This is a genomic window from Variovorax sp. CCNWLW235 (assembly GCF_037204085.1).
GTDB lineage: Bacteria > Pseudomonadota > Gammaproteobacteria > Burkholderiales > Burkholderiaceae_C > Variovorax.
Map to the genome: position 1 here is coordinate 104,018 of NZ_JBBCBW010000008.1, position 24,859 is coordinate 128,876.

General features: G+C 66.0%; 22 protein-coding genes. 9 read left to right on the forward strand and 13 right to left on the reverse strand.

The genetic code is table 11. The annotated features are described in order from the left end of the window. The first annotated feature begins 3 nt into the window (after window positions 1-3). Window positions 4-1,716: a serine hydrolase gene (locus V9L21_RS11865; protein ID WP_337312045.1), complete on the forward strand. Its 1,713-nt coding sequence runs from the start codon at window positions 4-6 to the stop codon at window positions 1,714-1,716. A gap of 18 nt (window positions 1,717-1,734) precedes the next feature. Here V9L21_RS11865 and V9L21_RS11870 read toward each other — a convergent pair whose 3' ends face one another. The 7 genes from V9L21_RS11870 to V9L21_RS11900 form a co-directional block, all read right to left on the reverse strand. Then, on the reverse strand, window positions 1,735-3,270 hold the full coding sequence (locus V9L21_RS11870) for a malonate--CoA ligase (protein ID WP_337312047.1): 1,536 nt from the start codon (window positions 3,268-3,270) through the stop codon (window positions 1,735-1,737). 12 nt (window positions 3,271-3,282) lie between these two features. After that, window positions 3,283-4,062 carry an enoyl-CoA hydratase/isomerase family protein gene (locus V9L21_RS11875; RefSeq protein WP_337312049.1) on the reverse strand — a complete coding sequence of 260 codons (780 nt, stop codon included), beginning with the start codon at window positions 4,060-4,062 and terminating at the stop codon, window positions 3,283-3,285. Continuing rightward, window positions 4,062-5,051, reverse strand: a complete 990-nt coding sequence (locus V9L21_RS11880; RefSeq protein WP_337312051.1) for a Bug family tripartite tricarboxylate transporter substrate binding protein — start codon at window positions 5,049-5,051, stop codon at window positions 4,062-4,064. The genes V9L21_RS11875 and V9L21_RS11880 overlap by 1 nt, the downstream gene beginning before the upstream one ends. A 78-nt stretch (window positions 5,052-5,129) precedes the next feature. Next, the gene (locus V9L21_RS11885; RefSeq protein WP_337312054.1) at window positions 5,130-6,602 is read right to left on the reverse strand and encodes a malonyl-CoA decarboxylase; all 1,473 of its coding nucleotides are present in this window, start codon (window positions 6,600-6,602) and stop codon (window positions 5,130-5,132) included. 49 nt (window positions 6,603-6,651) lie between these two features. Beyond that, on the reverse strand, window positions 6,652-7,320 hold the full coding sequence (locus tag V9L21_RS11890) for a GntR family transcriptional regulator (protein WP_337312056.1): 669 nt from the start codon (window positions 7,318-7,320) through the stop codon (window positions 6,652-6,654). A 141-nt stretch (window positions 7,321-7,461) separates the two neighbouring features. Beyond that, entirely contained in the window at window positions 7,462-8,283 is an 822-nt protein-coding gene (gene lgt / locus V9L21_RS11895; RefSeq protein WP_337312058.1) for a prolipoprotein diacylglyceryl transferase, read from the reverse strand. A 45-nt stretch (window positions 8,284-8,328) separates the two neighbouring features. Continuing rightward, window positions 8,329-9,288 (reverse strand): LysR family transcriptional regulator, encoded by a 960-nt coding sequence (locus V9L21_RS11900; RefSeq protein ID WP_337312060.1) that lies wholly within the window; start codon window positions 9,286-9,288, stop codon window positions 8,329-8,331. Window positions 9,289-9,410: 122 nt separating this feature from the next. Between V9L21_RS11900 and ilvD the strand changes: the two genes are divergently transcribed. Beyond that, complete coding sequence (ilvD, locus tag V9L21_RS11905; protein ID WP_258506827.1) at window positions 9,411-11,105, forward strand: dihydroxy-acid dehydratase; 1,695 nt, start codon at window positions 9,411-9,413, stop codon at window positions 11,103-11,105. Window positions 11,106-11,112: 7 nt separating this feature from the next. Here ilvD and V9L21_RS11910 read toward each other — a convergent pair whose 3' ends face one another. Both V9L21_RS11910 and V9L21_RS11915 read right to left on the reverse strand, forming a co-directional pair. Beyond that, on the reverse strand, window positions 11,113-11,937 hold the full coding sequence (locus tag V9L21_RS11910; protein ID WP_337312062.1) for a DUF3592 domain-containing protein: 825 nt from the start codon (window positions 11,935-11,937) through the stop codon (window positions 11,113-11,115). 48 nt (window positions 11,938-11,985) lie between these two features. Beyond that, entirely contained in the window at window positions 11,986-12,234 is a 249-nt protein-coding gene (locus V9L21_RS11915) for a TIGR04438 family Trp-rich protein (protein WP_126749684.1), read from the reverse strand. A gap of 106 nt (window positions 12,235-12,340) precedes the next feature. On the opposite strand from V9L21_RS11915, the gene V9L21_RS11920 reads away from it, so the two are divergent. Continuing rightward, complete coding sequence (locus tag V9L21_RS11920) at window positions 12,341-12,646, forward strand: c-type cytochrome (RefSeq protein ID WP_157614294.1); 306 nt, start codon at window positions 12,341-12,343, stop codon at window positions 12,644-12,646. On the opposite strand, the gene V9L21_RS11925 is transcribed toward V9L21_RS11920, so the two are convergent. Further along, on the reverse strand, window positions 12,647-13,147 hold the full coding sequence (locus V9L21_RS11925) for a LapA family protein (protein WP_337312064.1): 501 nt from the start codon (window positions 13,145-13,147) through the stop codon (window positions 12,647-12,649). Between the two features lie 140 nt (window positions 13,148-13,287). After that, window positions 13,288-15,288: an acetate--CoA ligase gene (gene acs / locus V9L21_RS11930; protein WP_258506831.1), complete on the reverse strand. Its 2,001-nt coding sequence runs from the start codon at window positions 15,286-15,288 to the stop codon at window positions 13,288-13,290. 145 nt (window positions 15,289-15,433) lie between these two features. Between acs and V9L21_RS11935 the strand changes: the two genes are divergently transcribed. Then, a complete protein-coding gene (locus V9L21_RS11935; RefSeq protein ID WP_258506833.1) occupies window positions 15,434-16,069 on the forward strand; it encodes a YqhA family protein in 636 nt (211 codons plus the stop codon). Between the two features lie 24 nt (window positions 16,070-16,093). Here the strand turns inward: V9L21_RS11935 and V9L21_RS11940 are convergent, their stop codons facing one another. Further along, window positions 16,094-17,011, reverse strand: coding sequence for a LysR family transcriptional regulator (locus tag V9L21_RS11940; protein WP_337312066.1), 918 nt, complete (start codon window positions 17,009-17,011; stop codon window positions 16,094-16,096). Between the two features lie 101 nt (window positions 17,012-17,112). On the opposite strand from V9L21_RS11940, the gene V9L21_RS11945 reads away from it, so the two are divergent. Beyond that, on the forward strand, window positions 17,113-17,730 hold the full coding sequence (locus V9L21_RS11945) for an NAD(P)-dependent oxidoreductase (RefSeq protein WP_337312068.1): 618 nt from the start codon (window positions 17,113-17,115) through the stop codon (window positions 17,728-17,730). A 66-nt stretch (window positions 17,731-17,796) separates the two neighbouring features. Here the strand turns inward: V9L21_RS11945 and fumC are convergent, their stop codons facing one another. After that, window positions 17,797-19,194, reverse strand: a complete 1,398-nt coding sequence (fumC, locus tag V9L21_RS11950) for a class II fumarate hydratase (protein WP_337312069.1) — start codon at window positions 19,192-19,194, stop codon at window positions 17,797-17,799. Window positions 19,195-19,696: 502 nt separating this feature from the next. Between fumC and proV the strand changes: the two genes are divergently transcribed. Genes proV through V9L21_RS11970 form a run of 4 tightly spaced genes read left to right on the forward strand, consistent with a single transcriptional unit; the run spans window position 19,697 to window position 24,803 of the window. Further along, window positions 19,697-20,950, forward strand: coding sequence for a glycine betaine/L-proline ABC transporter ATP-binding protein ProV (gene proV, locus V9L21_RS11955; protein WP_337312071.1), 1,254 nt, complete (start codon window positions 19,697-19,699; stop codon window positions 20,948-20,950). Between the two features lie 23 nt (window positions 20,951-20,973). After that, complete coding sequence (proW, locus tag V9L21_RS11960; RefSeq protein WP_337312073.1) at window positions 20,974-22,161, forward strand: glycine betaine/L-proline ABC transporter permease ProW; 1,188 nt, start codon at window positions 20,974-20,976, stop codon at window positions 22,159-22,161. Between the two features lie 23 nt (window positions 22,162-22,184). After that, a complete protein-coding gene (proX, locus tag V9L21_RS11965) occupies window positions 22,185-23,192 on the forward strand; it encodes a glycine betaine/L-proline ABC transporter substrate-binding protein ProX (RefSeq protein ID WP_337312075.1) in 1,008 nt (335 codons plus the stop codon). 57 nt (window positions 23,193-23,249) lie between these two features. Next, the gene (locus V9L21_RS11970; RefSeq protein ID WP_258506846.1) at window positions 23,250-24,803 is read left to right on the forward strand and encodes a fumarate hydratase; all 1,554 of its coding nucleotides are present in this window, start codon (window positions 23,250-23,252) and stop codon (window positions 24,801-24,803) included. Window positions 24,804-24,859 lie beyond the last annotated feature (56 nt).

A 24,859-nucleotide genomic window follows, 5' to 3' on the forward strand; every position in this document is an offset into this window, starting at 1 on the left:
ACCATGTGGAGCGAACTCGACAGCCTCGTTGAAGCCTCGATGCAGGAATGGAAAGTACCCGGGCTTGCCCTGGCCGTGATCCAGGACGGCGAGATTGCCGTGCTCAAGGGCTATGGCGCGCGCGATACCGAGACGGGCCTGCCCGTGACGGTGGACACGCAGTTCCTGCTGTGCTCGATCACCAAATCGTTCACCGCGGCAGGGCTTGGCTTGCTGGTCGATGAGCGCAAGCTCGAATGGTCACGGCCGGTGCGCGAGGTGCTTCCGGAATTTCGCCTGCACGACCCGGTGGCAACCGAGCGACTGACAGTGCGCGACCTGCTGTGCCACCACAGCGGCTTGCCGCGGCACGACTGGATCCACATGCCCGGTGACCTGAGCAACGCCCAGATGCTGGCCGCACTCAGGCACCTCGCACCGAGCAAGGACTTGCGCGACGCCTTCCAGTACTCGAACCTCGGCTACCTGGTCGCCGGAATGGTCACCGAGCGCATCAGCGGCCAGAGCTACCAGGACTTCACCACCGAACGCTTGATGAAGCCCCTGGGCTTCAGCCACTTCGGCTTTTCCATCGAGGCGCTTGGCGCCGCCGAAGACGCCGCCCGCCCCCACGCGATGGATGGCGACGAGCGTTACCGCACGCCGCTCTCGCCCATTCGCGCCACGCCGGCAGGCGGCATCAACGCCTCGGTGTCGGACCTGGCGAAATGGGCGCGATTCCTGCTCGACGGCAAGGTGGATGGCCGCCAGCTGCTTTCGGCCCAGGCGCTGCGCGAGATGACCACGCCGCGCGTGCACATGGGCCGCTCCGAATTCCCCGAAATCGGCGATTCGCACTACGGCCTCGGACTTTTCTGCGAGCAATACCGGGGCGAGCGCACCATTGCGCATTCGGGCTCCTGGGCCGGCTGGAGCACGCTCATGACCATGCAGCCACAACGCCGCGCGGGCGTGGTGGTGCTGACCAACCGGGCGCCGGGCAGCACCACCGCCATCCTCACCTACGCGGTGCTCGACCGCATCTGCGGCCGCACACCGGTCGACTGGTTCGGCCGCCTGGCGCCGCGGCGCAAACAGGCAGTGGAACAGCTCGGCCTCGACAAGAAAGCCAAGGCGGAAGTCCGCCGAAGCGGCACCCGGCCGAGCCACGCGCTGGAAGACTATGTGGGCGGCTACGAGCATCCGGCGTACGGACGCATCCACATCGAACAGGCTGCCGACGGCCTTGCCTGGCGTTGGCGCGGCTTCGAGGAGCCGCTGGAGCACCGCCACTACGACGTGTTCATCACACCCGACCGCCCGACCGTGATGCACCCCAGCAACCGGACGCTCACCTTCCGCTACGACCGGCAGGGCCGCATCGATCGCGTGGAGGTTCCTCTCGAGGAAATGGTGGACGACATCGTGTTCCGCCGCGTTGCGGCCGGCGACGTGCTGGACCCGGCGTTTCGCCGGCTGTGCGCCGGCGACTACCTGCACAGCGGCCGTGTCATCGAGATCAGGCTCGACGCACAAGGCGAACTCGGCATGACCATTCCGGGCCAGCCGACCTACCGGCTGCTTCCGGCTGACGGACGCAGCTTCAACGTCGACACGCTCGAAGGCTACGGGGTGGAGTTCCGCCGGCCTTCATCCGGCGTGGTGGACGCGATGATCTTTCATGAACCGCGCACCACCGCTCTCGCACCGAGGGCTCCGCAAGCGGCGCAAAACTAGGCGAGATCTAGGCGAAACCTAGGCGAACAGGCCCTTGTGCTGTTCGCGCAGCAGCGCCTTCTGCACCTTGCCCATCGTGTTGCGCGGCAGCTCGTTCACCACAAAGCAGCGCTTCGGAATCTTGAAGTTCGCGAGCTTCGACTTGAGCTCCGCCACGATGGCATCGGCGTCCAGCGCGGCGCCCGGCTTGGGAATGACGATGGCCACGCCCACCTCGCCGAAGTCGGGGTGCGGCACGCCGACCACCGCGCTTTCGGCGACGCCGGGCAACTCGTTGATGTAGCCCTCGATCTCGGCCGGGTAGACGTTGTAGCCGCCGCTGATGATCAGGTCCTTGCTGCGCCCGACGATGGTGATGTAGCCCCGGCCGTCGATCTTGCCGACGTCGCCCGTCTTGAAGAAGCCGTCGGCAGTGAATTCTTCTTTCGTTTTCTCCGGCATGCGCCAGTAGCCCACGAACACGTTCGGGCCGCTGACCTGGATGTTGCCGATCTCGTCGGTGGTGCAGTCGCGGCCGCTGTCGTCGCGAACGCGCAGCTGAACGCCAGGCAGCGCAAAGCCGACCGTGCCGCCGCGGCGCTCGCCCTGCGCCGGGCTGTAGGGGTTGGAGGTGAGCATCACCGTTTCGCTCATGCCGTAGCGCTCGAGAATGGTGTGGCCGGTGCGCTCGCGCCATTCGTCGAAAGTCTCGATGAGCAGCGGCGCCGAACCCGCGACGAACAGCCGCATGTTGCGCACCGCCTCGCGCGTGAGTCCGGGTTCGGCCAGCAGGCGCACGTAGAGCGTGGGCACGCCCATGAACACGGTGGCTTCGGGCAGCTTCTCGACCACGCGCTGGGGGTCGAACCTGGAGAACCAGATCATCTTGCTGCCGTTGAGCAGCGCACCGTGCAGCGCAACGAAGAGGCCGTGCACATGGAAGATGGGCAGCGCGTGGATCAGCACGTCGCCCTTCGTCCAGCCCCAGTAGTCCTTGAGCACTTCGGCATTCGACAGCAGGTTGCCATGGGTGAGCATGGCGCCCTTGCTGCGGCCGGTGGTGCCGCTGGTGTAGAGAATGGCGGCCAGGTCGTCCGCATTCTTGCGGGCCACCACGTGCCGGTCGCTGCACTGCGCGGCAACCTCCAGCAGCGTGCCGGTGCGGTCGTCGTCCAGCGTGAACACGTGCCGTGTGCCCGCGGCATTGGCAATGGGGCCTACCCACGAGGCATTGCGGCTGGTGCACACCACCACGGCAGGCTCGGCATTGCCGATGAAGTATTCGATCTCGGCGCTCTGATAGGCGGTGTTGAGCGGCAGGAACACATAGCCGGCACGCAGCGTGGCGAGATACAGCATCATCGCCTCGACCGACTTCTCGACCTGCACCGCGATGCGGGCGCCTTCTTCGAGGCCCAGCGCATCCAGCAGGTTGGCGATCATCGCGCTCGCGCGGTCGAGGTCTCTCCACGAATAGAACAGGCCGTTGTCAGTTTCAACGGCAATGCCGTCGAGGTCGGCAGGAAACGCCGCGCGCAAGGCGGCAAACAGGTTGGGATTGGCTTTCGTCTTCATCGAGCAGGTACTTCAGAAATTCGGTTTGCGCTTGGCAAGAAAGGCGGCAATGCCTTCGCGGTGCTCGGCGGAGTCGGCGTAGTCGTAGGCGGTTGCGAGCAGGCTCTCGGTCGTTTGCGCGCCGGCCTTCAGCATGGCGAAGGTGCGCTTGTGAAGCCGGGCGGCCTGCGGCGCCAGTGCGGCGATGCGTGCGGCGTGGGCTTGGGCGGCAGCAGCCACTTCATCGTCGGGCAGCACTTGCAGCAAGAAGCCGGCGTCGTACAGGCGCTGTGCGCCGTGCACCCCCGCGGCCAGCAGCATGTCGCGCGCGAGCACGTCGCCAATGGCGCCGTGAACCAGCGCGGCCTCTCGCGGCGCCATGGGGAAGCCCAGCTTGGCGATCGGTGCGCCGAACTTTGCCGACGCGCCTGCGAGCCGGATGTCGCAGCAGCTCGCTATCTCGATACCGGCGCCCATGCACGCGCCTTCGATCTGGGCGACCAGGGGCAATGGGCAATCGAGCATGGCCTGCAGCGCGGCCCACACTTCGTTCTCGTGAAATTCGCGCAAGCTGCTTTCGTCGAACCGGAACGACGGGTATTCGGAGATGTCGCCACCCGCGCAGAAGGCACCGCCCTCGCCGCTGATGACCACGCACCGAAGCCCCGCCTCGTTCGCTTGACCGATGCCGTCGAACACCGCACGCAATTCGCGCCACATGGCGCGCGTCATCGCATTGAGGCGCCCGGCGTTCGACAAGGCGACAAACGCGACCGGGCCCTCGCGGCGCAATGAGACCGTGCTCTCGCCCATTACTCGAGCTTGGCGCCCGAGGCCTTCACCACCGACGCCCAGCGCTTGACCTCGGAATTGACGAAGCCGCCGTACGAGGCCATGGTGAGGCTCGGAATCTCCGAGCCGTTCTGCGCCCAGATGGCCTTGAGCTCATCAGTTGCCAGGGCCTTCTTCATCTCGTCGACGATACGTGCCTGCATGTCGGCGGGCGTGCCCTTGGGGGCCCACAAGCCGTACCAGGTGGTCACGGTGTAGTCGGGCAGGCCGACCTCGGCGGCGCAGGGCACGTCCGGGAATGCCGGGTTGCGCTTGGCGCCGGCCACCATCAGCGCCTTGATGCGGCCGCCCTTGATGTGCTGGGCGGAAGAGCCGAGGCCGTCGAACATCAGGTCGACGTTGCCCGCGATCAGGTCGGACAGCGCCGGGCCCGCGCCGCGGTACGGAATGTGGGTGATGAAAGTGCCGGTCTGCAGCTTGAACAGCTCGCCCGCCAGGTGGTGCGAGGTGCCCGAACCCGCCGAACCGTAGTTGAGCTTGCCGGGGTTGCGCTTGGCGGCGGCAACGAACTCCTGCAGCGTCGTGGCGGTCACGCGCTTGGGATTGACCACCACCACCTGCGGCACGTTGGCCAGCAGCATCAGGGGCACAAAATCTTTTTCGATGTCGTAGTCGAGCTTGGGGTAGATCGACGGTGCAATGGCGTGGTGAACCGCGCCCATGAAGAGCGTGTAGCCGTCGGGCTGCGCCTTGGACGCAATGCTTGCGCCCACGGTGCCGCCGGCGCCGCCGCGGTTGTCGATCACCAGCGTTTGCCCGGTCACCTTGGAGAACTGGGCCGAGAGCGGGCGCGCAAAGGCGTCGGTGCCGCCGCCGGCCGGGAACGGCACGATCATGTTGACCGGCCGCGTCGGCCAATTACCCCCCTGCGCACGCGCACCGCCGCACAGAACGGCTGCACCGGCTGCGCCCAGGCGCAGCACGTCGCGTCGTTGAAAACCCTGAGTCATCTGTCATCTCCTGTCGTTGTGGAATGCCGCGGCATGCGGCCGCCGGCGCCTCGCGCGCCGGACTTTCTTTCAGAACTCTCAGCCTTTTTTGAAGAACAGGCCTTCGACATCTCCCGAAACCGCCACCTTGCCTTCGGCCAACCATGCGCGATGCTTGTCGAGCCGCTTGAGATCGTAGAGGTAATTGACCATGAGGCCATACGATTGCCTTTGGCCCTTGGGCGACGGATCGCCGGCCCAGTTGAGCCGCTCGACCCGGGCACCATTGCCCAGGTGAAAGCGGGCCACGGGATCGGCCGGCGTGCCGTCGATCAGCGTGCGGCCCAGGTATTCGGCGGCGGCCTGCAGCAGCCATTGGCGCAGCGGCGACTTGGCGTCGAGCGTGGCTGCGCCGTCTACCGCCGCAAGCAGGCGCTCGGCGGTGGGGGGCAGCGAACCGATGAGGCGGCCGAGTTCGGCCTCGCGCTTTTCATCCAGGCGCGGCAGCAGCTCCGCGGCGTTCTTGGCCAGCCAGGCGCGAAAGCCGGGAATCGGCGAAAGCGTGGCAAAGGTCTTCAGGCGCGGCAGCTCGTCCTGCAGGGTCTCCACCACGCGCTTGATGAGCGAATCGCCGAAGCTCACGCCGCGCAGCCCGTTCTGGGTGTTGCTGATCGAATAGAAGATTGCGGTGGTGGCCTTGGCCGGCTGAATGGGCACGGCGGTTTCGTCGAGCAGCGGCATGATGCCGTCGCTGATGCGGTCGACCAGCGCCACCTCGACGAAGATCAGCGGCTCGTTGGGCAGCCGCGGATGGAAGAAGCCGTAGCAGCGGCGGTCGCTGTCGTCGAGCCGGTTCTTCACGTCGGTCCAGCTCTTGATGTCGTGCACGGCCTCGTAGCGGATCAGCTTCTCGATCAGCGAAGCCGGCGAATCCCAGTCGATGCGGCGCAATTCGAGAAACGCGACATCGAACCAGGTGGAGAACAGGTGCTCCAGTTCGGCGTCGAGCGCAATCAGCCGCTTGTCGGACTTGAGAAAAGGCAGCAGCTCGGCGCGCAGGTCGACCAGGAAGCGCATGCCCTCGGGCTCTACCGCAAAGCGCTGCAGCAGCCGCATGCGGGGCGACACCAGCGCCCGACGCAATTTCAGTTCGGCCTGGCCTTCGTCGGGCGTTCCGACCGCCGCCTGGTGGTGGTCGCGCGCCGACTTGAGCTTTTGCGGATCGGCCGCGAAATGCTCGCTCATCAGCGCCCAGTAGTCGCGGCGCTCTTCGGGCGTGGCGGCTGCGTATTCGAGTGCAATGGCATGCGCCCTCCGGCCGCCCTCGACCTCGCTCACGCGCGGATCGATGACCGACTGCAAGGCCGTGAGCACGCGCCGCAAGGCACGCGGCGACAGCGCCTCGTCGGCCCTGCGCAAGGTGGCCTGCATGCGCTCGGCGGTCGAGCGCGCAGTGGGCTTTGCGGCAGCCTTGGGCGCGCTGCGGGCGGTGCCTTCAGGCGCCACGGGCACCTTGCTGCCGGTCTTGTCGCCAGAACGCAGCCGCGCCTGGAACCATTCGGTCGCACTCATCGACACACTCCAATTCTGTGGGACGGGGAGATGCCCTTCTTGGTGCAGGTCATGACATCACCCTTGATTTCTGCTGCCGCGCGACTTCGCGCAGGGCCTCGCGCTGGCGGGTCAGGTGCGTGCGCATGGCGGCATCCGCGCCTTCGCTGTCGCGCGCCTTGAGGGCCGCAAAAACCGCCAGGTGCTCCGACAGGCTTTGCTCCAGCCGGCCCGGTGCATGCAATTGCTGCAGCCGTGCGAGCTTGAGAATCTTGCGCAAGTCGCCGATCACCTGCGCCAGCCACTTGTTGTCGGCCAGCTGGATGATCGCCTCATGAATGAGGTGGTTGGTGGCGTAGTAGTCGTTGATGCGCTTGGCCTTGGCATGGCGCACCAGCCGTTCATGCAAGCCATCGAGGTCGTGCAGCTCGGAATCGCTGGCATTGCGCGCGGCCTCGTAGGCGCAGCGGCCTTCGAGCAGCGCAATTACCGGAAATATCTCGTCGAGATCGCGCTCCGTCACCTCTCGCACGAAGCAGCCGCGCCGCGGCTCGTGCCGCAGCAGGCCTTCGGCCGTGAGCACCTTGAGCGCCTCGCGCAAGGGGGTGCGCGAAATCGACAGCCGCTCGCACAGCGCCGCCTCGTCCAGGAAACTGCCCGGCGCCAGCTCGCCCGCGAAGATCTGCTCGCGCAGCGTGGCGGCGACTTCGTCGTGCAGGGAGTTGGGAACGAGGCGCATGGAAGGCGGACAGCTGCAAGGCGGGCTAAGAGCTTGAATCGTAATTTTCTGTAATTACGCAAAATTGTGGGGCCGCAATCCGCGCAGCGCAAGGGCTGCGCACCCAATGCGCAGCCCGGGCTTACCCTGAGGGCTTGCCGCTCAGGCAGTGGCGGGCCGTGGGCGACGCGCGGCCCAGAGCCACAGGCCGATGCCGAAGAGCACCATCGGCACGCTGAGCCATTGCCCCTGGCTCAGGTTCAGCGCGCGCAGGCCCAGAAAGTCGTCGGGCTCGCGGAAGTACTCGGCAATGAAGCGCAGCACGCCGTAGCCGATGAGGAACACCGCGGCCACCTGCCCTTCTTTGCGCTCCTTGCGCGCGTAGAGCCACATGATGACGAACAGCAGAAGCCCCTCGAGCAGGAACTGGTACACCTGCGAAGGGTGGCGCGGCAGCATCGAGCCGCTTTGCGGAAACACCATGCCCCAGGGCAGGTCGGGCCTGCTGAAGCGGCCCCAGAGTTCGCCGTTGATGAAGTTACCCACGCGGCCTGCCGCCAGGCCGGTGGGCACGCACGGCGAAACGAAGTCCATCACCTGCCAGAACGGCCGTGCGCGCGAGCGCGCGAACCAGATCATTGCGCCGATCACGCCCAACAGGCCGCCATGAAAGCTCATGCCGCCCTGCCACACGTAGAGGATTTCGAGGGGATGCGCCAGATAGAACTCGGGCTTGTAGAACAGGCAGTAGCCGAGCCGGCCGCCCACGATGACGCCCATCACGCCAAGAAAAAGAATGTCTTCGATGTCCTTGCGCTGCCAGGCGCCGGTGCCGACGAGCGAGCGATACGGCTCATGCCGCAGGCGGCGCGTGCCAAGAAAGTAGAACAGCGCGAACGCGGCCAGGTAGGTAAGGCCGTACCAGTGAATGGCGACGGGCCCGAGCTGCAGGGCGACGGGATTGATCTGCGGATACATGAGCATGGCGCAGATTGTGCCCCGGCCATGTGGCGTTCCTTCGCGCCGTGGTCAACCGCGGTTTAACCGCTCTTCAACGCGCTTGTGCGTCCGCTCGCGAACGAACTCCACGAATCGCGCCAGCGCCGGATGCACCGCATGCGCCGGCCACACCAGGCTGGTTTCGCATGCGGGCAGCGCCACCCGCGCGCGGCCCGCCCCTTTGAACTCTTGCGCCTGGAGGTAGACCACGCCGGCGCGCCTGAACTGCATGACGCTCTGCGGCACCCAGGCCACGCCGATGCCGCCCGACACGAGATTGACGATGGTCTGCATCTGGATGGCTTCTTGCGCCACGGTGGGCGTGCGGCCCGCCGAATGGTAGAGGCCATGGATCGCGTCGTGCAGCGACGGCACGATGCGGCGCGGAAAGATCACGAGCGGTTCTGCCAGCACCTGCACCAGCGGCACGGGCGTTGCGCTCGCCAGCGCATGCTGCGCCGGCATGGCCAGCACCAGCGGCTCCTGCTCCACCGGCAGCCGCGCGAGCCCTGGCGGCGCGGCGCCCGGCGAATGGAGCATCAGGCCGGCGTCGATCTCGCCGCGGGCAAAGGCTTCGAGCTGCACGTCGCCGGTGGCCTCGACGAGTTCCAGCGCCACCTCGGGGCACAGCACGCGGAATTCGCGCACCCAGGCCGGCAGCTTCTCGAAGCCGATGGTCGAAACAAAGGCAATGCGCACCCGGCCCACCTGCCCCGCTGCTGCGGCGCGGGCCCTCTCCGGAAGGGCCTGCGCGCGGGCCAGCAGCTCGCGCACGTCAGGCAGCAAGACTTCGCCGGCCGGGGTGAGCGCCACGCGCCGGCGCGTGCGGTCGAACAGCGCCACGCCCAGTGTCTTCTCGAGCTGGGCGATGGCCTGCGTGACGGGCGGCTGGGTCATGTGCAGGCGCTCGGCGGCGCGGCCGAAATGCAGTTCTTCGGCCACGGCCACGAACTGGCGCCAGGCACGCAGGTCGATCAAGGCTTCCTTCATATGCCGAGCATATCAATCGACACACAAAAAGGGATTGGAATGAATCAATGAGAAGTCCGATACTTGGGCCTCCCCCCGAGAATTTCCCCCCGAGAATTTCCCCACGAGAAGAGACACCGACCATGGACACCAAGCCAATCCAGATCAACCGCCGCAGCGCGAACATCGTCGAAGGCAAGAGCCGCGCCCCCAACCGCTCGATGTTCTACGCCATGGGCTACGAAGAGAGCGACTTCAAGAAGCCGATGGTCGGCGTGGCCAACGGCCACAGCACCATCACCCCGTGCAACTCGGGCCTGCAGAAGCTGGCCGACGCGGCCATTGCGGGCATCGAGGAAGCCGGCGGCAATGCGCAGGTGTTCGGCACGCCCACCATCTCCGACGGCATGGCCATGGGCACCGAAGGCATGAAGTACTCGCTGGTGAGCCGCGAAGTGATTTCGGACTGCATCGAGACCTGCGTCGGCGGCCAGTGGATGGACGGCGTGCTGGTGGTCGGGGGCTGCGACAAGAACATGCCCGGCGGCCTCATGGGCATGCTGCGCGCCAACGTGCCGGCCATCTACGTGTACGGCGGCACCATCCTGCCGGGCAAGTACAAGGGGCAAGACCTCAACATCGTGAGCGTGTTCGAAGCCGTGGGCCAGAACGCCGCCGGCAACATGAGCGACGAAGACCTGCTGGAGATCGAGAAGCGCGCCATTCCGGGCACCGGCTCGTGCGGCGGCATGTACACGGCCAACACCATGTCCAGCGCATTCGAGGCGCTGGGCATTTCGCTGCCCTACTCGTCGACCATGGCCAACCCGCACGACGAAAAGGCCAACTCGGCCAAGGAATCGGCCAAGGTGCTGATCGAGGCGATCAAGAAAGACCTGAAGCCGCGCGACATCGTCACCAAGAAGGCCATCGAGAACGCGGTGGCCGTCATCATGGCTACGGGCGGCTCGACCAACGCGGTGCTGCACTTCCTGGCCATTGCGCACGCGGCCGAGGTCGAATGGACCATCGATGACTTCGAGCGCATGCGCAAGAAGGTTCCGGTGATCTGCGACCTGAAGCCGAGCGGCAAGTACCTGGCGGTCGACCTGCACCAGGCCGGCGGCATTCCGCAGGTGATGAAGGTGCTGCTGAACGCTGGCCTGCTGCACGGCGACTGCATCACCATCAGCGGCCAGACGATTGCCGAGGTGCTGAAGGACGTGCCCGACGTGCCGCGCGCCGACCAGGACGTGATCCGCCCCATCAATAACCCGATGTACGAGGAGGGCCACCTGGCCATCCTGAAGGGCAACCTGTCGCCCGAAGGCGCGGTCGCCAAGATCACCGGCCTGAAGAACCCCGTCATCACCGGCCCGGCGCGCGTCTTCGACGACGAGCAGTCGGCGCTCAAGGCCATTCTGGACGGCAAGATCAAGGCCGGCGACGTGATGGTGCTGCGCTACCTCGGCCCCAAGGGCGGTCCGGGCATGCCCGAAATGCTGGCGCCGACGGGCGCGCTCATCGGCGCGGGCCTGGGCGAAAGCGTGGGCCTGATCACCGATGGCCGCTTCTCGGGCGGCACCTGGGGCATGGTGGTCGGCCACGTGGCGCCCGAAGCGGCGGCCGGCGGCACCATTGCGTTCGTGAACGAAGGCGACTCGATCACCATCGATGCGCACAAGCTGGTGCTCGAACTCAACGTGCCCGAAGCCGAGCTTGCCAAGCGCCGCGAAGGCTGGAAGCCGCCGGCACCGCGCTACACGCGCGGCGTGCAGGCCAAGTTCGCATTCAACGCCTCGAGCGCAAGCTCGGGCGCGGTGCTCGACAAGTTCTGAGGAAGCCTCAGGCCAGCATCATCCACGCGCCGTAGCCGAAGGCCAGAAACCCGAGGCCGACGATCGCAAGGATGCTGCGGGATTCGAACGCCATGGCCGGAGGCAAACTCTGCACCGCAAAGTGCAGCAACGCGCCGGCGCCGATGGTCATGAACCCGGCGCCGAGCGCCTTGCCCATGCTCTCGCCCGGATAGAGAAAACACACGGCGAAGCCGGCCACGAAAACGAGGTTGGCAAGCACGGTGCCGCGCGTGCGCCAGCGCTGCTGCGTCGGCGTGGCCGCGCGCTCCACAGGCCGCCTGCTGGCGGGGCGGCCTTCCTTGATGGCCATGCCGGTGAAGAACAGGCCGAACATCGTCGGGAACAGCCCAAAGATGCCGAATCCCCACACGGGGCCCCACATGTTCTGGAAATCGGCGACCAGCGCCTGCGCCGGGTCGGCGATGCTGTAGCGCACCTCGACAGCGTCGCCCCACTCCTTGTCCGACAAGCCGCCGCCGAGCCCCTTGACCAAGCGTTTCTGGCCGTCGGCCGCGACGTATTCGACCACCGGGGCGCGCGAAACGGTCGTGCGGCCGTTGCTGTCCTTGCTGCGCTCTTCGACAAATTCAACCAGGCTGCCCTGAACGCTGGCGGTGCCTTCAATCGACTGGTAGCGCTGCCAGCCAACCGTGGCCGCGGCATACAGCCCGGCGCAGCCGATCAGCAGCGCCCCAATGCCCACGCCCCAGAAAAAGTTCTTGAGCCATCCGGCCAATCCGCCGATGGCAGGCCCGACCAGGAGCGAGAGCCCGAAAACCAGCACCGCATGCTGGATGGTTTCCTCGTCCATGGCGTGGACCGCAACGCGTGCAATTTGTGAGGCGGCCCCGCCCGGGTGTCAGCGCTTCGGGCGGTTGTTGGGCGGCAGGCCCATGTTGCTGCGCTGGCGGTCGATGCGCGCCTGCTTGCGGCGCTCTTCGCGCTCGATGACCTTGCGCTTGGTATAGCCCGACGAATCGGCCCAGGCCCACCACGCCACGGCCAGTGCAAAAGGCGACAGGACAATCCACCAGCTCCAGCCGGCGACCATGCCCACTTCGAAGTATTTCAGGCCTATGCCCAGCAGGCCCAACAGCAGAAAAAGCATCGCGAATCCCTCGGGTTTTGTTGGAAACGCTTCCGGACGCCGGTACACGGCGCTACCTACAATCGCGTTAGATCGAATGTAACCCAGCCATTACGAAATAAGCCCCATGAAAAGACTCCTGTCGTTCGCCGTTTTGGGCCTTGGCCTGGCCGCCCCTGCTTTCGCCGACCTGGCGCTGGCCACGTCGAAAAACTGCATGAGCTGCCACGCGGTGGAGCGCAAGGTGCTCGGCCCTTCGTTCAAGGACGTGGCCGCCAAGTACAAGGGCAATGCCGGCGCCGCCGACATGCTCGCAACCAAGATCATCAAGGGTGGTTCGGGCGTGTGGGGGCCGGTGCCGATGCCGGCCAACAACCAGGTCAGCGAAGCCGACGCAAAGAAGCTCGCTGCCTGGGTGCTGTCGACGCGCTGATCAAACCCGCGGATCGATGTCCGTGGGCAACGGCCGGCGCTCGATGCGGTCTTCGAGCTGGCCGATGTGCGCAGCCACGGTGTTGTCCGACTGCTCCGAGCGCTGACGGATCACGCTTTCGACCTGCCCCAGCCTTGCAAGCAATGCGGCATGGCGCTCGGCGTTCTGCGCCATGTGCTTGTTCTCTTGCACTTCCAGGAAGTTGCGCAGCTCGGTAAAGCGCGAAGCCTCGGCCTTGTCGGCAAGATCGCGCTGCACCTGCATTTCCTTGTTGTGGCGCTTGGCGTCCAGCAGTACCGAGCTGTGCAGGTACAGCACGTACACCAGGAAGAACACGCCTAGCGCGACCGTGAGCCCCAGCATCATCAGGCCCAGCGGCGCGGAAACGGTCATGAACCCCAGCGAGACCGGCACGGGCGAAGCCAACGTGCCCCAGTTGAGCGCGGCAAGGGCCGCGATCAGCAGCAGAATGGCAAACAGGAAAGCAGATCTCACACCCATGGGGGCCTCCTTCGGACAGGTCGAATACAACGGAACCGGCCATGCGCGCCCCGGCGCACGGCAACTCCGCTGGTTGTACCTCAGGCCGCGGGCCGCAACGGCCCCTGCTCCCCACTAACGGCCATGTCCTACAGACCGAATCAATTGGTCTGTGACAACTGTTCCAGAATTGCAGGATTTTCGAGCGTGGAGGTGTCCTGCGTGATGGCCTCGCCCTTGGCAATGCTCCGCAGCAGGCGCCGCATAATCTTGCCGCTGCGCGTCTTGGGCAGGTTGTCGCCAAAGCGGATGTCCTTCGGCTTGGCGATGGGCCCGATTTCCTTCGCGACCCAGGCACGCAGCTCGTTGGCGATCTGCTTGGCCTCTTCGCCGGTGGGGCGGCTGCGCTTGAGCACGACGAATGCGCACACGGCCTCGCCGGTCACGTCGTCGGGCCGGCCGACCACGGCGGCTTCGGCCACGAGATCGGTCTTGGAGACGAGCGCCGATTCGATTTCCATCGTGCCGAGCCGGTGGCCCGACACGTTGAGTACGTCGTCGATGCGGCCCGTGATGCGGAAGTAGCCGCGGTCGGCGCTGCGCACCGCGCCGTCGCCCGCCAGATAGATGGTGCCGCCCATCTCTTCGGGAAAGTAGCTCTTCTTGAAGCGCTCGGGGTCATTCCAGATGGTGCGGATCATCGAAGGCCATGGCCGCTTGATGACCAGCATGCCACCCGCGCCGTTGGGCAGGTCCTTGCCGGTTTCGTCGACGATGGCGGCCATGATGCCCGGCAGCGGCAGGGTGCACGAGCCCGGCACCAATGGCGTGGCGCCCGGCAGCGGCGTGATCACGTGGCCGCCGGTTTCGGTCTGCCAGAAGGTGTCGACGATGGGGCAGCGTTCGCCGCCGATATTGCGGTGGTACCACATCCATGCCTCGGGGTTGATGGGCTCGCCCACCGAACCGAGGATACGCAGACTGGTCAGGTCCCAGTTCTTCGGGTGCACCTTCTCGTCGCCTTCAGCCGCCTTGATGAGCGAGCGGATGGCGGTGGGCGCGGTGTAGAAGACCGACACCTTGTGCTTCTCGATCATCTGCCAGAAGCGGCCCGCGTGCGGGAACGTGGGAATGCCCTCGAACACGACCTGCGTGGCGCCGGCCGCGAGCGGACCGTAGGCCACATAGGTGTGGCCGGTGATCCAGCCGATGTCGGCCGTGCACCAGAACACGTCTTCGGGCTTGATGTCGAAGGTCCAGTCCATCGTGAGCTTGGCCCACAACAGGTAGCCGCCGGTGGCGTGCTGCACGCCCTTGGGCTTGCCGGTGGAGCCCGAGGTGTAGAGGATGAAGAGCGGATGCTCGGCGTTCACCGCCACGGGCGGGCAGTCGGTGCTCTGGCCCTTCAGCGCCTCGTCGAATGTCTTGTCGCGGCCTTCGACGCGGTTCCACGCGGAGGGCGTGCGCTCGTAGACGAACACCGTCTTGATCGACTCGCAGCCGCCCATCGCAATGCCGTCGTCGACGATGGCCTTGAGCGGCAGTTCCTTGCCGCCGCGCAGCTGGTAGTTGGCGGTAATGACGGCCACCGCGCCGGCGTCGATGATGCGCTCCTGCAGCGCCTTGGCCGAGAAGCCGCCGAACACCACGCTGTGCGTGGCGCCGATGCGCGCGCAGGCCTGCATGGCGATCACGCCTTCGACCGTCATCGGCATGTAGATGATGACGCGGTCGCCCTTCTGGATGCCAGCGGCCTTGAGCGCGTTGGCAAACTGGCTCACGCGGCCAAGCAGTTCCTTGTAGGTGACGTTGGTGACGGTGCCGTCGTCGGCCTCGAAGACGATGGCGGTCTTGTTCTCGACCGGCGTGCCCATGTGCTTGTCGAGGCAATTGGCGCTGGCATTGAGCTCGCCGTCGCCGAACCATTCGTAGAACGGCGCCTTCGACTCGTCGAGCGTGCGGGTGAACGGCTTGGTCCAGTTGAGGTTGGCTTGCGCCTGGCGGGTCCAGAACCCTTCGAAGTCCTGCTCGGCCTCCTTGCACAGCGCCTCGTAGGCGGCCATGCCGGCAATGCGGGCACCTTGGGTGGCACGGGTGTCGGGCGGGAACACGCGGTTCTCGACCAGAACGGATTCGATGTTCTTCGATGCGCTGCTGCTCATTCTCTTGTCTCCTGGGTAGGTGCGGCCGTAATGTCGGCGGACCCACTTACGGGTCACTGACGGTCCGATATTAGTTCGCAGGGTTATCACGGGCCGGACACGGGGGCACCCCTAGAATCGCCGGTCGTTTCCAACCTTCCTCCCGATGTCCGCTCCCGACCCTTTCGATACCCGGAACCCGCCCGTACCGGCGCGTGGCTCGCCGCTTCGGCCGCTGCCCAAGCTGATTTTTGCCAGCCGCTGGCTGCAGCTGCCGCTGTACCTGGGCCTGATCGTGGCGCAGGCGGTGTACGTGGTGCACTTCCTCGTCGAACTGCTGCACCTTGTCGAAGCCGCCTTCGGCAACAAGGACGCGCTGCAGGCGCTGATCACCAGCATCGGCTACAAGACCACCGCGCCGGTGGGCACCCTCAACGAAACCGTGATCATGCTGGTGGTGCTGGCACTGATCGACGTGGTGATGATCTCCAACCTGCTCATCATGGTGATCGTCGGCGGCTACGAGACCTTTGTGAGCCGCATGGACCTGGAAGGCCACCGTGACCAGCCCGAGTGGCTGAGCCACGTGAACGCCTCGGTGCTGAAGGTCAAGCTGGCCACGGCCATCATCGGCATCAGCTCGATCCACCTGCTGAAGACCTTCATCAATGCCGACAACTACACCGATCGCGTGTTGATTGCGCAGACCGTGATTCACATCGCGTTCCTGTTCTCGGCCATGGCCATTGCCTACACCGACAAGCTCATGGCGTCGAACGCGCCGCGCGGCAACGGGCACTGACACGAGCCGATCCGGCTCAGGGGTTCAGCCGGCGCGGGGCAAGTCCCAGGCCGGAACCTCGGTGAAACGCGCGGCCAGAAAGTCGAGCATCGTGCGCAGCGTGGCCGGCATGTGCTTGCGAGAGGCGTACACCGCATACATGCCCACCACCTGCGGCTCGAACTCCGGAAACAGCCGCACCAGTTCGCCCGACTTCAAAAGGCATGAGGTCAGGTAGGTCGGCAGCATCGTGATGCCGGCCCCGGACCGCGCAAGCTGCATCAGGCTCGTGGCATCGTTGGTCGACACGTTGCCGCCTACGGCCACCGAGACGGGCGTGCCGTCGTCCTTGCGCGTGAAGTTCCAGAGGCTGCGTCCGAAGTAAGAGTGCGTGAGGCAGTTGCGCTGGGCCAGTTCTTCCACGCGCAGCGGCTCGCCGTGCCCCTTCAGATACCCGGGCGAAGCGCATACCACCGAACGGCAATCGGTGAGCCTGCGCGCAATCAGGTTGGGGTCGATCTCCACCGCCACCCGAATCGCGAGATCAATGCGCTCGTCCACGAGGTTCACCGCCCGGTCGAGCAGCACCAAGTCGACCGCCACGCCGGGATGGAGCCGCACATAGTCGGCCACGGCGTCGGCCAGCTGCGCCTGCGCGAACGAGGTGCTGGCCGTGATGCGCAACTGCCCGCGCGGCGCCTCCGCCGGGTGCCGCACCGCCGCCTGCATGTCGCCCGCCAGTTCGAGCACCTGGCGGCAGCGCGGCAGCAGTTCTTCGCCCGCCGCCGTCAGGCTCAGCCGGCGCGTGGTGCGGTGCAAGAGGCGCGCGCCGGTCCATTGCTCCAGCTCGGCCACATAGCGCGTGACCACCGGCCGAGAAAGGTCGAGCTTGTCGGCCGCGGCCGAGAGGCTGCCCGAATCCACCACGGTCACGAAGACCCGCATTGCGTTCAAACGATCCATTCGAACGATTTTAGGAATAAAGAAACGCGAAAATCGAGGTATTTCTTTCGAAACCAGAAACCTAAGATGCGTTTCATCGAATCAACTTTTCTGGAGCATTCATGAGCCACATTGCCATCATCGGCGCCACCGGTCGCGCCGGCGGCCGCCTTCTCGAAGAGGCCCTGCGCCGCGGCCACACCGTGACGGCCATTGCCCGCAAGGCCAGCGACAAGCTCTCGGGCCGCGCCAACGTGAAGGCGGTCGACCTCGACGTGCTGGACGGTGCAGCACTCGAAAAGGCCGTGGCAGGCCACGACGCAGTGTTCAGCGCCGCGCACTTCTCCACAGTGCCGCCAGCGGCCGTCATCGAGCCGGTAAAGCGCGCGGGCGTGAAGCGCCTGCTGGTGGTCGGTGGCGCGGGCAGCCTGTTCGCGGCACCGGGCCTGAAGGTGATCGACACGCCGAACTTCCCTGACGCCTACAGGGCCGAAGCCACGGCCGGCGGCGTGTTCCTCGACGCGCTGCGCAATGAGAAGGAACTCGACTGGACCTTTCTTTCGCCCTCGGCCGAATTCGTCGAAGGCGAGCGCACCGGCAAGTTCCGCATTGGCAAGGACGACCTGCTCGTGAGCGCCGAAGGCCGCAGCTGGATCACTTTCGAGGACTATGCGATCGCGTTCATCGACGAGCTCGAGAAGCCGGCCCATTCGCGCCAGCGCTACACCATCGGCTATTGATCGACCACTGATCGACCGGCAAACAAAAAAGGACCCGCGGGTCCTTTTTTCATGAGCGAGACGGTCTTACCGGCCGGTCATGTTCTCCGGCACCACCCACTGGTCGAACTGCTCGGCCGTGAGATGGCCCGAGGCAATCGCCGCCTCGCGCAGGCTCGTGCCTTCCTTGTGCGCCTTCTTCGCGATATAGGCCGACTTGTCGTAGCCGATGTGCGTGTTGAGCGCCGTCACCAGCATCAGCGAGCGCTGCACCAGCTCGGTGATGCGCTCTCGGTTCGGCTCGATGCCCACCGCGCAGTGGTCGTTGAAGCTCACCATGCCGTCGGCCAGCAGGCGCACGCTCTGCAAGAAGTTGTGCGCCACCATTGGGCGGAACACGTTCAACTCGAAGTTGCCTGAAGCGCCGCCGATGTTGATGGCCACGTCGTTGCCGAACACCTGCGCGGCCAGCATCGTGACCGCCTCGCTCTGCGTCGGATTGACCTTGCCCGGCATGATCGACGAGCCGGGTTCGTTCTCGGGAATGCTGAGTTCGCCGATGCCGCTGCGCGGGCCGCTTGCGAGCCAGCGCACGTCGTTGGCGATCTTGTTCATGCTGGCTGCGAGCGTCTTGAGCGCGCCGTGCGCGTGCACCAGCGCATCGACGCTGGCCATGGCTTCGAACTTGTTCGGCGCCGTCACGAAAGGCAGGCCCGTGAGCTTTGCGAGTTCGGCTGCCACCTGCTCGGCATAGCCTTTGGGCGCATTGAGCCCGGTGCCCACAGCCGTGCCGCCGAGCGCCAGTTCGCACAGGTGCGGCAGCGCGGCGCGCACATGCGCCTCGCCGTGCGCCAGTTGCGCCACGTAGCCCGAGAACTCCTGGCCCAGCGTGAGGGGCGTGGCGTCTTGCAGGTGGGTGCGGCCGATCTTCACGATGTCTGCAAAGTCCTTCGACTTTTGCTCGAGCGTGCCGCGCAGCTTGGCGATGGCCGGCAGAAGCTTGTGCGTGATGGCCTCCACGGCGGCCACGTGCATCGCGGTGGGGAACACGTCGTTGCTCGACTGGCTGCGGTTCACGTCGTCGTTCGGGTGCACCAGGCGCCCTTCCCCGCGCTCGCCGCCGAGCAATTCACTCGCGCGGTTGGCCAACACCTCGTTCACGTTCATGTTGGTCTGCGTGCCCGAGCCGGTCTGCCACACCACGAGCGGAAACTCACCAGGGTGCTTGCCGGCAATGACTTCATCGGCCGCGGCCACGATGGCCTTGGTCTTCTTTTCGTCCTGCAGGCCCAGCGCGTGGTTGACCACCGCCGACGCGCGCTTGACCTGCGCCAGCGCCTTGATGATCTCGCGCGGCTGCTGCTCGCCGGAAATATCGAAGTTCTGCAGCGAGCGCTGCGTTTGCGCGCCCCACAGCTTGTCGGCCGGCACGTCGATCGGTCCGAAGGTGTCGCGCTCGGCACGGGTCTTGGGGGAATTCGTCATGAGAAAAAGCTCCGCAGTCTTGGATGGTCGCGCCGCCTGATCGGGCGCGGGCTCCAGTATCGGCCAATAAGAATGGCTCGCATTTGGCGGGGCCATTGGGCCCGCCGCCAAACATCACGTTACGCCCATTGGGTTGACTCGCGTCATGTCAAAAAGTTATGATCATGGGCTCCAGACGACCAACAAGTCATGTTGATCGGCCCTGCACTACTCGCGGATCTCCGAATCCCGTCGCGGTGCAAGGTTCTCCCGCCGGGCCCTGCCCGGCAAAACCGGCCGGATCGTTTCCGGTCCCACTGCCACGCCACGTTTCGGCGGGCACTGGTTTCGTCGCCACGTCGTCTTCAGTGCCTGTCGGCAGCCCCAGAGGTTCGCCGGGCCATTGCACGCGTTTTCTCGCGCTCTGTGTTCAGCCTGCCCATCGGCTGATGGCGTGACCGTTGCCGCCTCCTGCTTCAGGAGCGGCGCTGTGTCCAAACATCACTCAAGGAGCCCCCGGCGTATGGCCAAAGGAATTCTCATCGACCATGTCTTCAAGGTGTTCGGCGATTCGCCCGAGCAGGCGCTCGAGTTGGTCCGGCAGGGTTTTTCGAAGAAGGAAATCCTTGCGCAAACGGGCCAGTCGATCGGCGTGTTCGATGCCACCTTCGAGATCCAGGCCGGCGAGATCTTCGTGATCATGGGTCTCTCGGGATCAGGCAAGTCGACGCTGGTGCGCCTCTTGAACCGGCTGATCGAGCCGACCGCCGGGCGCATCGTGATCGACGGCGCCGACATCAACGAGCACTCCGACACCCAACTGCGCGCGCTGCGCCGCAAGGACATCAGCATGGTGTTCCAGTCGTTTGCGCTGATGCCGCACATGACGGTGCGCGAGAACACCGCCTTCGGCCTGGAACTCTCGGGCACGAGCAAGAAGGAGCGCCTTGCGCAAGCCGACAAGGCGCTCGCGCAGGTGGGCCTTGCGGGCTGGGGCGACAGCTACCCCGACGAACTCTCCGGCGGCATGCAGCAGCGCGTGGGCTTGGCGCGGGCGCTGGCTTCGGACCCGTCGATCCTGTTGATGGACGAAGCTTTCTCCGCGCTCGACCCGATCATCCGCACGGAGATGCAGTCGGAGCTGCTGCGCCTGCAGCAGGAGCAGCGCCGCACCATCGTCTTCATCTCGCACGACCTGGACGAAGCCATGCGCATCGGCGACCGCATCGCGATCATGAAGGACGGCCAGGTGATCCAGGTCGGCACGCCCGACGAGATCCTGCGCAGCCCCGCCGACGACTACGTGCGCAGCTTTGTGCGGGGCGTGGACGCGGCGGCCGTGTTCAAGGCGGCGGACATCGCGCGCAAGTCGCTCACCGTGGTGTGCGAGCACCCCGAGCGCGGTGCGCGCGCGGCACTCAAGCTGCTGGAAGACCAGGACCGCGACTTCGCCTACGTGACCAGCCCGAACAAGCGCTTCCTCGGGGTGGTGTCGGCCGACACCCTGCGCGGCGCGCTCGACGGGCATTCGGGTCCGCTCGGGCTGCAGCACGCGTTCCTGGTCGACCTGCCGCGCATCGACGCCGAGGCGCCGGTGGCCGGCCTGATCGGCCAACTCGCGCAGGCGCCGTGCGCGCTGCCGGTGGTGGCGGGCGACGGCCGCTTCTGCGGCGCGATCAGCAAGACGACGCTGCTCAAGTTCCTGGACCGCGACACGCCGCCGATCGAGCCGGTCTCCCCGCATGCCGCGCCCGCGCTCGCCGCCGAGCCGCACTGAATTCACGAAGGACAAACCGAACGATGAACGACACCACATTGCCTTCCGACCTGAACGCGCCAGGCCTCGGCGCCGCGTTGAACACGGCCCCGGAGCCCTCGGCCTTCGTCGATCCGTGGGAGGCGCTCTCGGCGGCGCCCGACACCTCGGCCACCAGCGCCTGGCTCGATGCGCCGGTGAACACGGCCCATCAGCTCACCGGCCAAACCGACGGCACCGCAAGCGGTTTTCAACTGCACCGCCTCTGGGACGGCTCCCTCCCCGTCGAATCCTGGATCAACCAGGGCCTGGGCTGGGTGGTCGAGCATTTCCGCCCCTTTTTCCAGACGGTGCGCCTGCCCATCGACAGCACGCTGAACTGGGTGCAGGGCCTGCTGACCGGCCTGCCGACGCTCGCGATGATCGCGCTCATCGGCCTCTTCGCCTGGCAGTTTGCGGGCCGCGCGCTCGCCATCGGCACCACGGCAGCGCTGCTGCTCGTGGCCATGCTGGGCATCTGGCCCGAGGCGATGGTCACGCTGTCGCTGGTGCTGACCTCGCTGGTCTTCTGCATGATCATCGGCCTGCCGCTCGGCGTGCTGCTTGCCAGCAGCGACCGCGCCCAGCGGATCATGCGGCCCGTGCTCGACGCGATGCAGACCACGCCGGCCTTCGTGTACCTCGTGCCTGTCGTGATGCTGTTCGGCATCGGCAATGTGCCGGGCGTGATCGTGACGATCATCTTCGCGCTGGCGCCGTTGGTGCGGCTGACCAACCTGGGCCTGCGCCAGGTGCGGCCCGACCTGATCGAGGCTGCGCGCGCCTACGGCGCCTCACCCTGGCAGATGCTGGTGAAGGTGCAGCTGCCGCTGGCCATGCCGTCGATCATGGCGGGCATCAACCAGGCGCTGATGCTGTCGCTGTCGATGGTGGTGATCGCCTCGATGATCGCGGTGGGCGGCTTGGGCCAGATGGTGTTGCGCGGTATCGGCCGGCTCGACATGGGCCTGGCGACCGTGGGTGGCCTGGGCATCGTGCTGCTGGCGATTTCGCTCGACCGGCTGACGCAGGCGATGGGCAAGTCGCGCCGCAGCGCGGGGCGGCGCTGGTGGCACACGGGTCCTGCGGGTCTTGCGCTGCGCGTGCTGCAGCGGCTCGTGGGCACGCCATCGCGCGATGCGGGCGCCCCCGTTCCCGCGCTTTCCACGCTTTCCACGCTTTCCACGCAATGACAGGCCACGGAGGAAATCAACGCATGAAGAAAACCCTTCTTCTCATCGCCCGCGGCCTGCTCGCGCTCGGCTTCATCGCCATGGGCGCAGCCGCACAGGCCGCCAACGACCTGCCCGGCAAGGGCATTACCGTTCAGCCGCTCAAGAGCTCGCTTGCCGAAGAGGCTTTCCAGACGCTGCTCGTGATGCGCGCGCTCGAAAAGCTCGGCTACACGGTGGAACCTATGAAGGACCTCGAGCCCGCCACCGAGCACCTGGCCATTGCCAACGGAGACGCCACTTTCATGGCCAACCACTGGAGCCTGCTGCATGCGGACTTCTACAAGAACAGCGGCGGCGACGCGAAGCTCTCGCGCACCGGCGTGTACTCCGACGGTGCAGTGCAGGGCTACCTCGTCGACCGCAAGACGGCCGAGCAATACAACATCACCAACATCGCGCAGCTGAAGGATCCGGCGATCGCCGGGCTTTTCGATGCGGATGGCGACGGCAAAGCCGACCTCACGGGCTGCAACCCCGGCTGGGGGTGCGAACTGGCCATCGAGAACCACCTTACTGCCTACCAGCTGCGCGACACCGTCACCCACAAGCAGGGCAGCTACGCCGCACTGATGGCCGACACCATCGCCCGCTTCAAGCAGGACAAGCCGGTGCTGTACTACACCTGGACGCCCTACTGGGTTAGCGCCGTGCTTCGGCCGGGTGCGGACGTGGTATGGCTGCAGGTGCCCTTCTCTTCCTCCCAGGGCGGCGGTGCGGACACGCAGCTTCCCAACGGCAAGAACTACGGGTTCCAGGCCAACCAGGAACAGATCGTCGCCAACAGGGCTTTCGTCGAGAAAAATCCGGCCGCCGGCAGGCTGTTCGAAGTGATGAAACTCCCGATCGGGGACATCAACGCCCAGAACCTGCGCATGAGCCAGGGTGCCAATACGCAGCAAGACCTGGAGCGCCATACCGACGGCTGGATCCGGGCGCACCGGCCGCTGTTCGACGGCTGGATCGAGGAAGCCCGGGCCGCCGCCAGGTAGAACGCGGCGGCTGAGATAATCGGGGGGCGTTTCCACACTCCAAAGAACACCCCCACCATGACGACCACGATCCAGCAGGCCGACCTGATCGAATCGATCAGCGCCGCGCTGCAGTACATCAGCTACTACCACCCCGCCGACTACATCGCCCACCTGGCCAAGGCCTACGAGCGCGAGCAGAGCCCCGCCGCCAAGGACGCCATTGCGCAGATCCTGACCAACAGCAAGATGAGCGCGACCGGGCACCGCCCGATCTGCCAGGACACCGGCATCGTCAACGTGTTCCTCAAGGTGGGCATGGACGTTCGCTGGGGCGGCTTCACCGGCAGCCTGGAAGACGCCGTCAACGAAGGCGTGCGCCGCGGCTACAACCACCCCGACAACACGCTGCGCGCCTCAGTCGTGGCCGATCCGCAGTTCGACCGCAAGAACACCAAGGACAACACGCCCGCGGTGATCTTCACCGAGATCGTTCCGGGCAACACCGTCGAAGTGACGGTGGCGGCCAAGGGCGGCGGCAGCGAGAACAAGAGCAAGCTGGTCATGCTGAACCCCGGCGACAGCGTGGTCGACTGGGTGCTGAAGACGGTGCCCACGATGGGCGCCGGCTGGTGCCCGCCCGGCATGCTGGGCATCGGCATCGGCGGCACGGCCGAGAAAGCCGCGCTGATGGCCAAGGAAAGCCTGATGGACGACCTGGACATGCACGAACTGCAGGCCAAGAAGGCCTCGGGTGCCGAGCTCAGCAAGGTCGAGGCGCTGCGCATCGAGCTGTACGAGAAGGTCAATGCGCTGGGCATCGGCGCGCAGGGCCTGGGCGGCCTGGCCACCGTGCTCGACATCAAGATCAAGATGTACCCGACGCACGCAGCCAGCAAGCCCGTGGCGATGATCCCGAACTGCGCGGCCACGCGGCATGCGCACTTCGTGATGGACGGCAGCGGCGCGGTGTATCTCGACCCGCCGTCGCTCGACCTGTGGCCCGATGTGAACTGGGCACCCGACGAAAAGAAGAGCAAGCGCGTCGACCTCGACAAGCTCACGCCCGCCGAAGTGGCAAGCTGGAAGCCGGGCGACACGCTCCTCTTGAACGGCAAGATGCTCACCGGCCGCGACGCTGCGCACAAGCGCATCCAGGACATGCTGGCCAAGGGCGAGAAGCTGCCGGTGGACTTCACCAACCGCGTCATCTACTACGTAGGCCCGGTCGATCCGGTGAAGGGCGAAGCCGTGGGCCCCGCGGGCCCGACCACCGCCACGCGCATGGACGGCTTCACCGAGATGATGCTGGCCAAGACCGGCCTGATCGCGATGATCGGCAAGGCCGAGCGCGGCCCGGTTGCCATCGAAGCCATCAAGAAGCACAAGAGCGCCTACCTCATGGCCGTGGGCGGCGCCGCCTACCTGGTGAGCAAGGCCATCAAGACCGCCAAGGTGGTGGGCTTCGAAGACCTGGGCATGGAAGCGATCTATGAATTCGACGTGGTCGACATGCCCGTGACGGTGGCGGTCGACGCGGGCGGGACCAGTGCGCACATCACCGGCCCGGCCGAGTGGCAGAAGCGCATTGCCAGCGGCGAATTCAAGACCATCATGATGGAAGAAGCTTGAGCGACGCCCGGCCGCCCGAAGGCGCTCGCACCGCAGTGCGCAGCACGGAGGTTTTC

Excerpts from the sequence above, each read along its gene's own strand:
- ilvD (WP_258506827.1), top strand. The coding sequence starts at position 9,411 with ATGGACACCAAGCCAATCCAGATCAACCGCCGCAGCGCGAACATCGTC.
- V9L21_RS11890 (WP_337312056.1), bottom strand. The coding sequence starts at position 7,320 with ATGCGCCTCGTTCCCAACTCCCTGCACGACGAAGTCGCCGCCACGCTG.
- V9L21_RS11915 (WP_126749684.1), bottom strand. The coding sequence starts at position 12,234 with ATGCTTTTTCTGCTGTTGGGCCTGCTGGGCATAGGCCTGAAATACTTC.
- V9L21_RS11885 (WP_337312054.1), bottom strand. The coding sequence starts at position 6,602 with ATGAGTGCGACCGAATGGTTCCAGGCGCGGCTGCGTTCTGGCGACAAG.
- V9L21_RS11865 (WP_337312045.1), top strand. The coding sequence starts at position 4 with ATGTGGAGCGAACTCGACAGCCTCGTTGAAGCCTCGATGCAGGAATGG.
- V9L21_RS11935 (WP_258506833.1), top strand. The coding sequence starts at position 15,434 with ATGTCCGCTCCCGACCCTTTCGATACCCGGAACCCGCCCGTACCGGCG.
- proX (WP_337312075.1), top strand. The coding sequence starts at position 22,185 with ATGAAGAAAACCCTTCTTCTCATCGCCCGCGGCCTGCTCGCGCTCGGC.
- lgt (WP_337312058.1), bottom strand. The coding sequence starts at position 8,283 with ATGCTCATGTATCCGCAGATCAATCCCGTCGCCCTGCAGCTCGGGCCC.
- V9L21_RS11880 (WP_337312051.1), bottom strand. The coding sequence starts at position 5,051 with ATGACTCAGGGTTTTCAACGACGCGACGTGCTGCGCCTGGGCGCAGCC.
- V9L21_RS11900 (WP_337312060.1), bottom strand. The coding sequence starts at position 9,288 with ATGAAGGAAGCCTTGATCGACCTGCGTGCCTGGCGCCAGTTCGTGGCC.
- acs (WP_258506831.1), bottom strand. The coding sequence starts at position 15,288 with ATGAGCAGCAGCGCATCGAAGAACATCGAATCCGTTCTGGTCGAGAAC.
- V9L21_RS11925 (WP_337312064.1), bottom strand. The coding sequence starts at position 13,147 with ATGGGTGTGAGATCTGCTTTCCTGTTTGCCATTCTGCTGCTGATCGCG.
- proW (WP_337312073.1), top strand. The coding sequence starts at position 20,974 with ATGAACGACACCACATTGCCTTCCGACCTGAACGCGCCAGGCCTCGGC.
- V9L21_RS11940 (WP_337312066.1), bottom strand. The coding sequence starts at position 17,011 with ATGGATCGTTTGAACGCAATGCGGGTCTTCGTGACCGTGGTGGATTCG.
- V9L21_RS11910 (WP_337312062.1), bottom strand. The coding sequence starts at position 11,937 with ATGGACGAGGAAACCATCCAGCATGCGGTGCTGGTTTTCGGGCTCTCG.
- V9L21_RS11920 (WP_157614294.1), top strand. The coding sequence starts at position 12,341 with ATGAAAAGACTCCTGTCGTTCGCCGTTTTGGGCCTTGGCCTGGCCGCC.
- fumC (WP_337312069.1), bottom strand. The coding sequence starts at position 19,194 with ATGACGAATTCCCCCAAGACCCGTGCCGAGCGCGACACCTTCGGACCG.
- V9L21_RS11870 (WP_337312047.1), bottom strand. The coding sequence starts at position 3,270 with ATGAAGACGAAAGCCAATCCCAACCTGTTTGCCGCCTTGCGCGCGGCG.
- V9L21_RS11875 (WP_337312049.1), bottom strand. The coding sequence starts at position 4,062 with ATGGGCGAGAGCACGGTCTCATTGCGCCGCGAGGGCCCGGTCGCGTTT.
- V9L21_RS11970 (WP_258506846.1), top strand. The coding sequence starts at position 23,250 with ATGACGACCACGATCCAGCAGGCCGACCTGATCGAATCGATCAGCGCC.
- proV (WP_337312071.1), top strand. The coding sequence starts at position 19,697 with ATGGCCAAAGGAATTCTCATCGACCATGTCTTCAAGGTGTTCGGCGAT.
- V9L21_RS11945 (WP_337312068.1), top strand. The coding sequence starts at position 17,113 with ATGAGCCACATTGCCATCATCGGCGCCACCGGTCGCGCCGGCGGCCGC.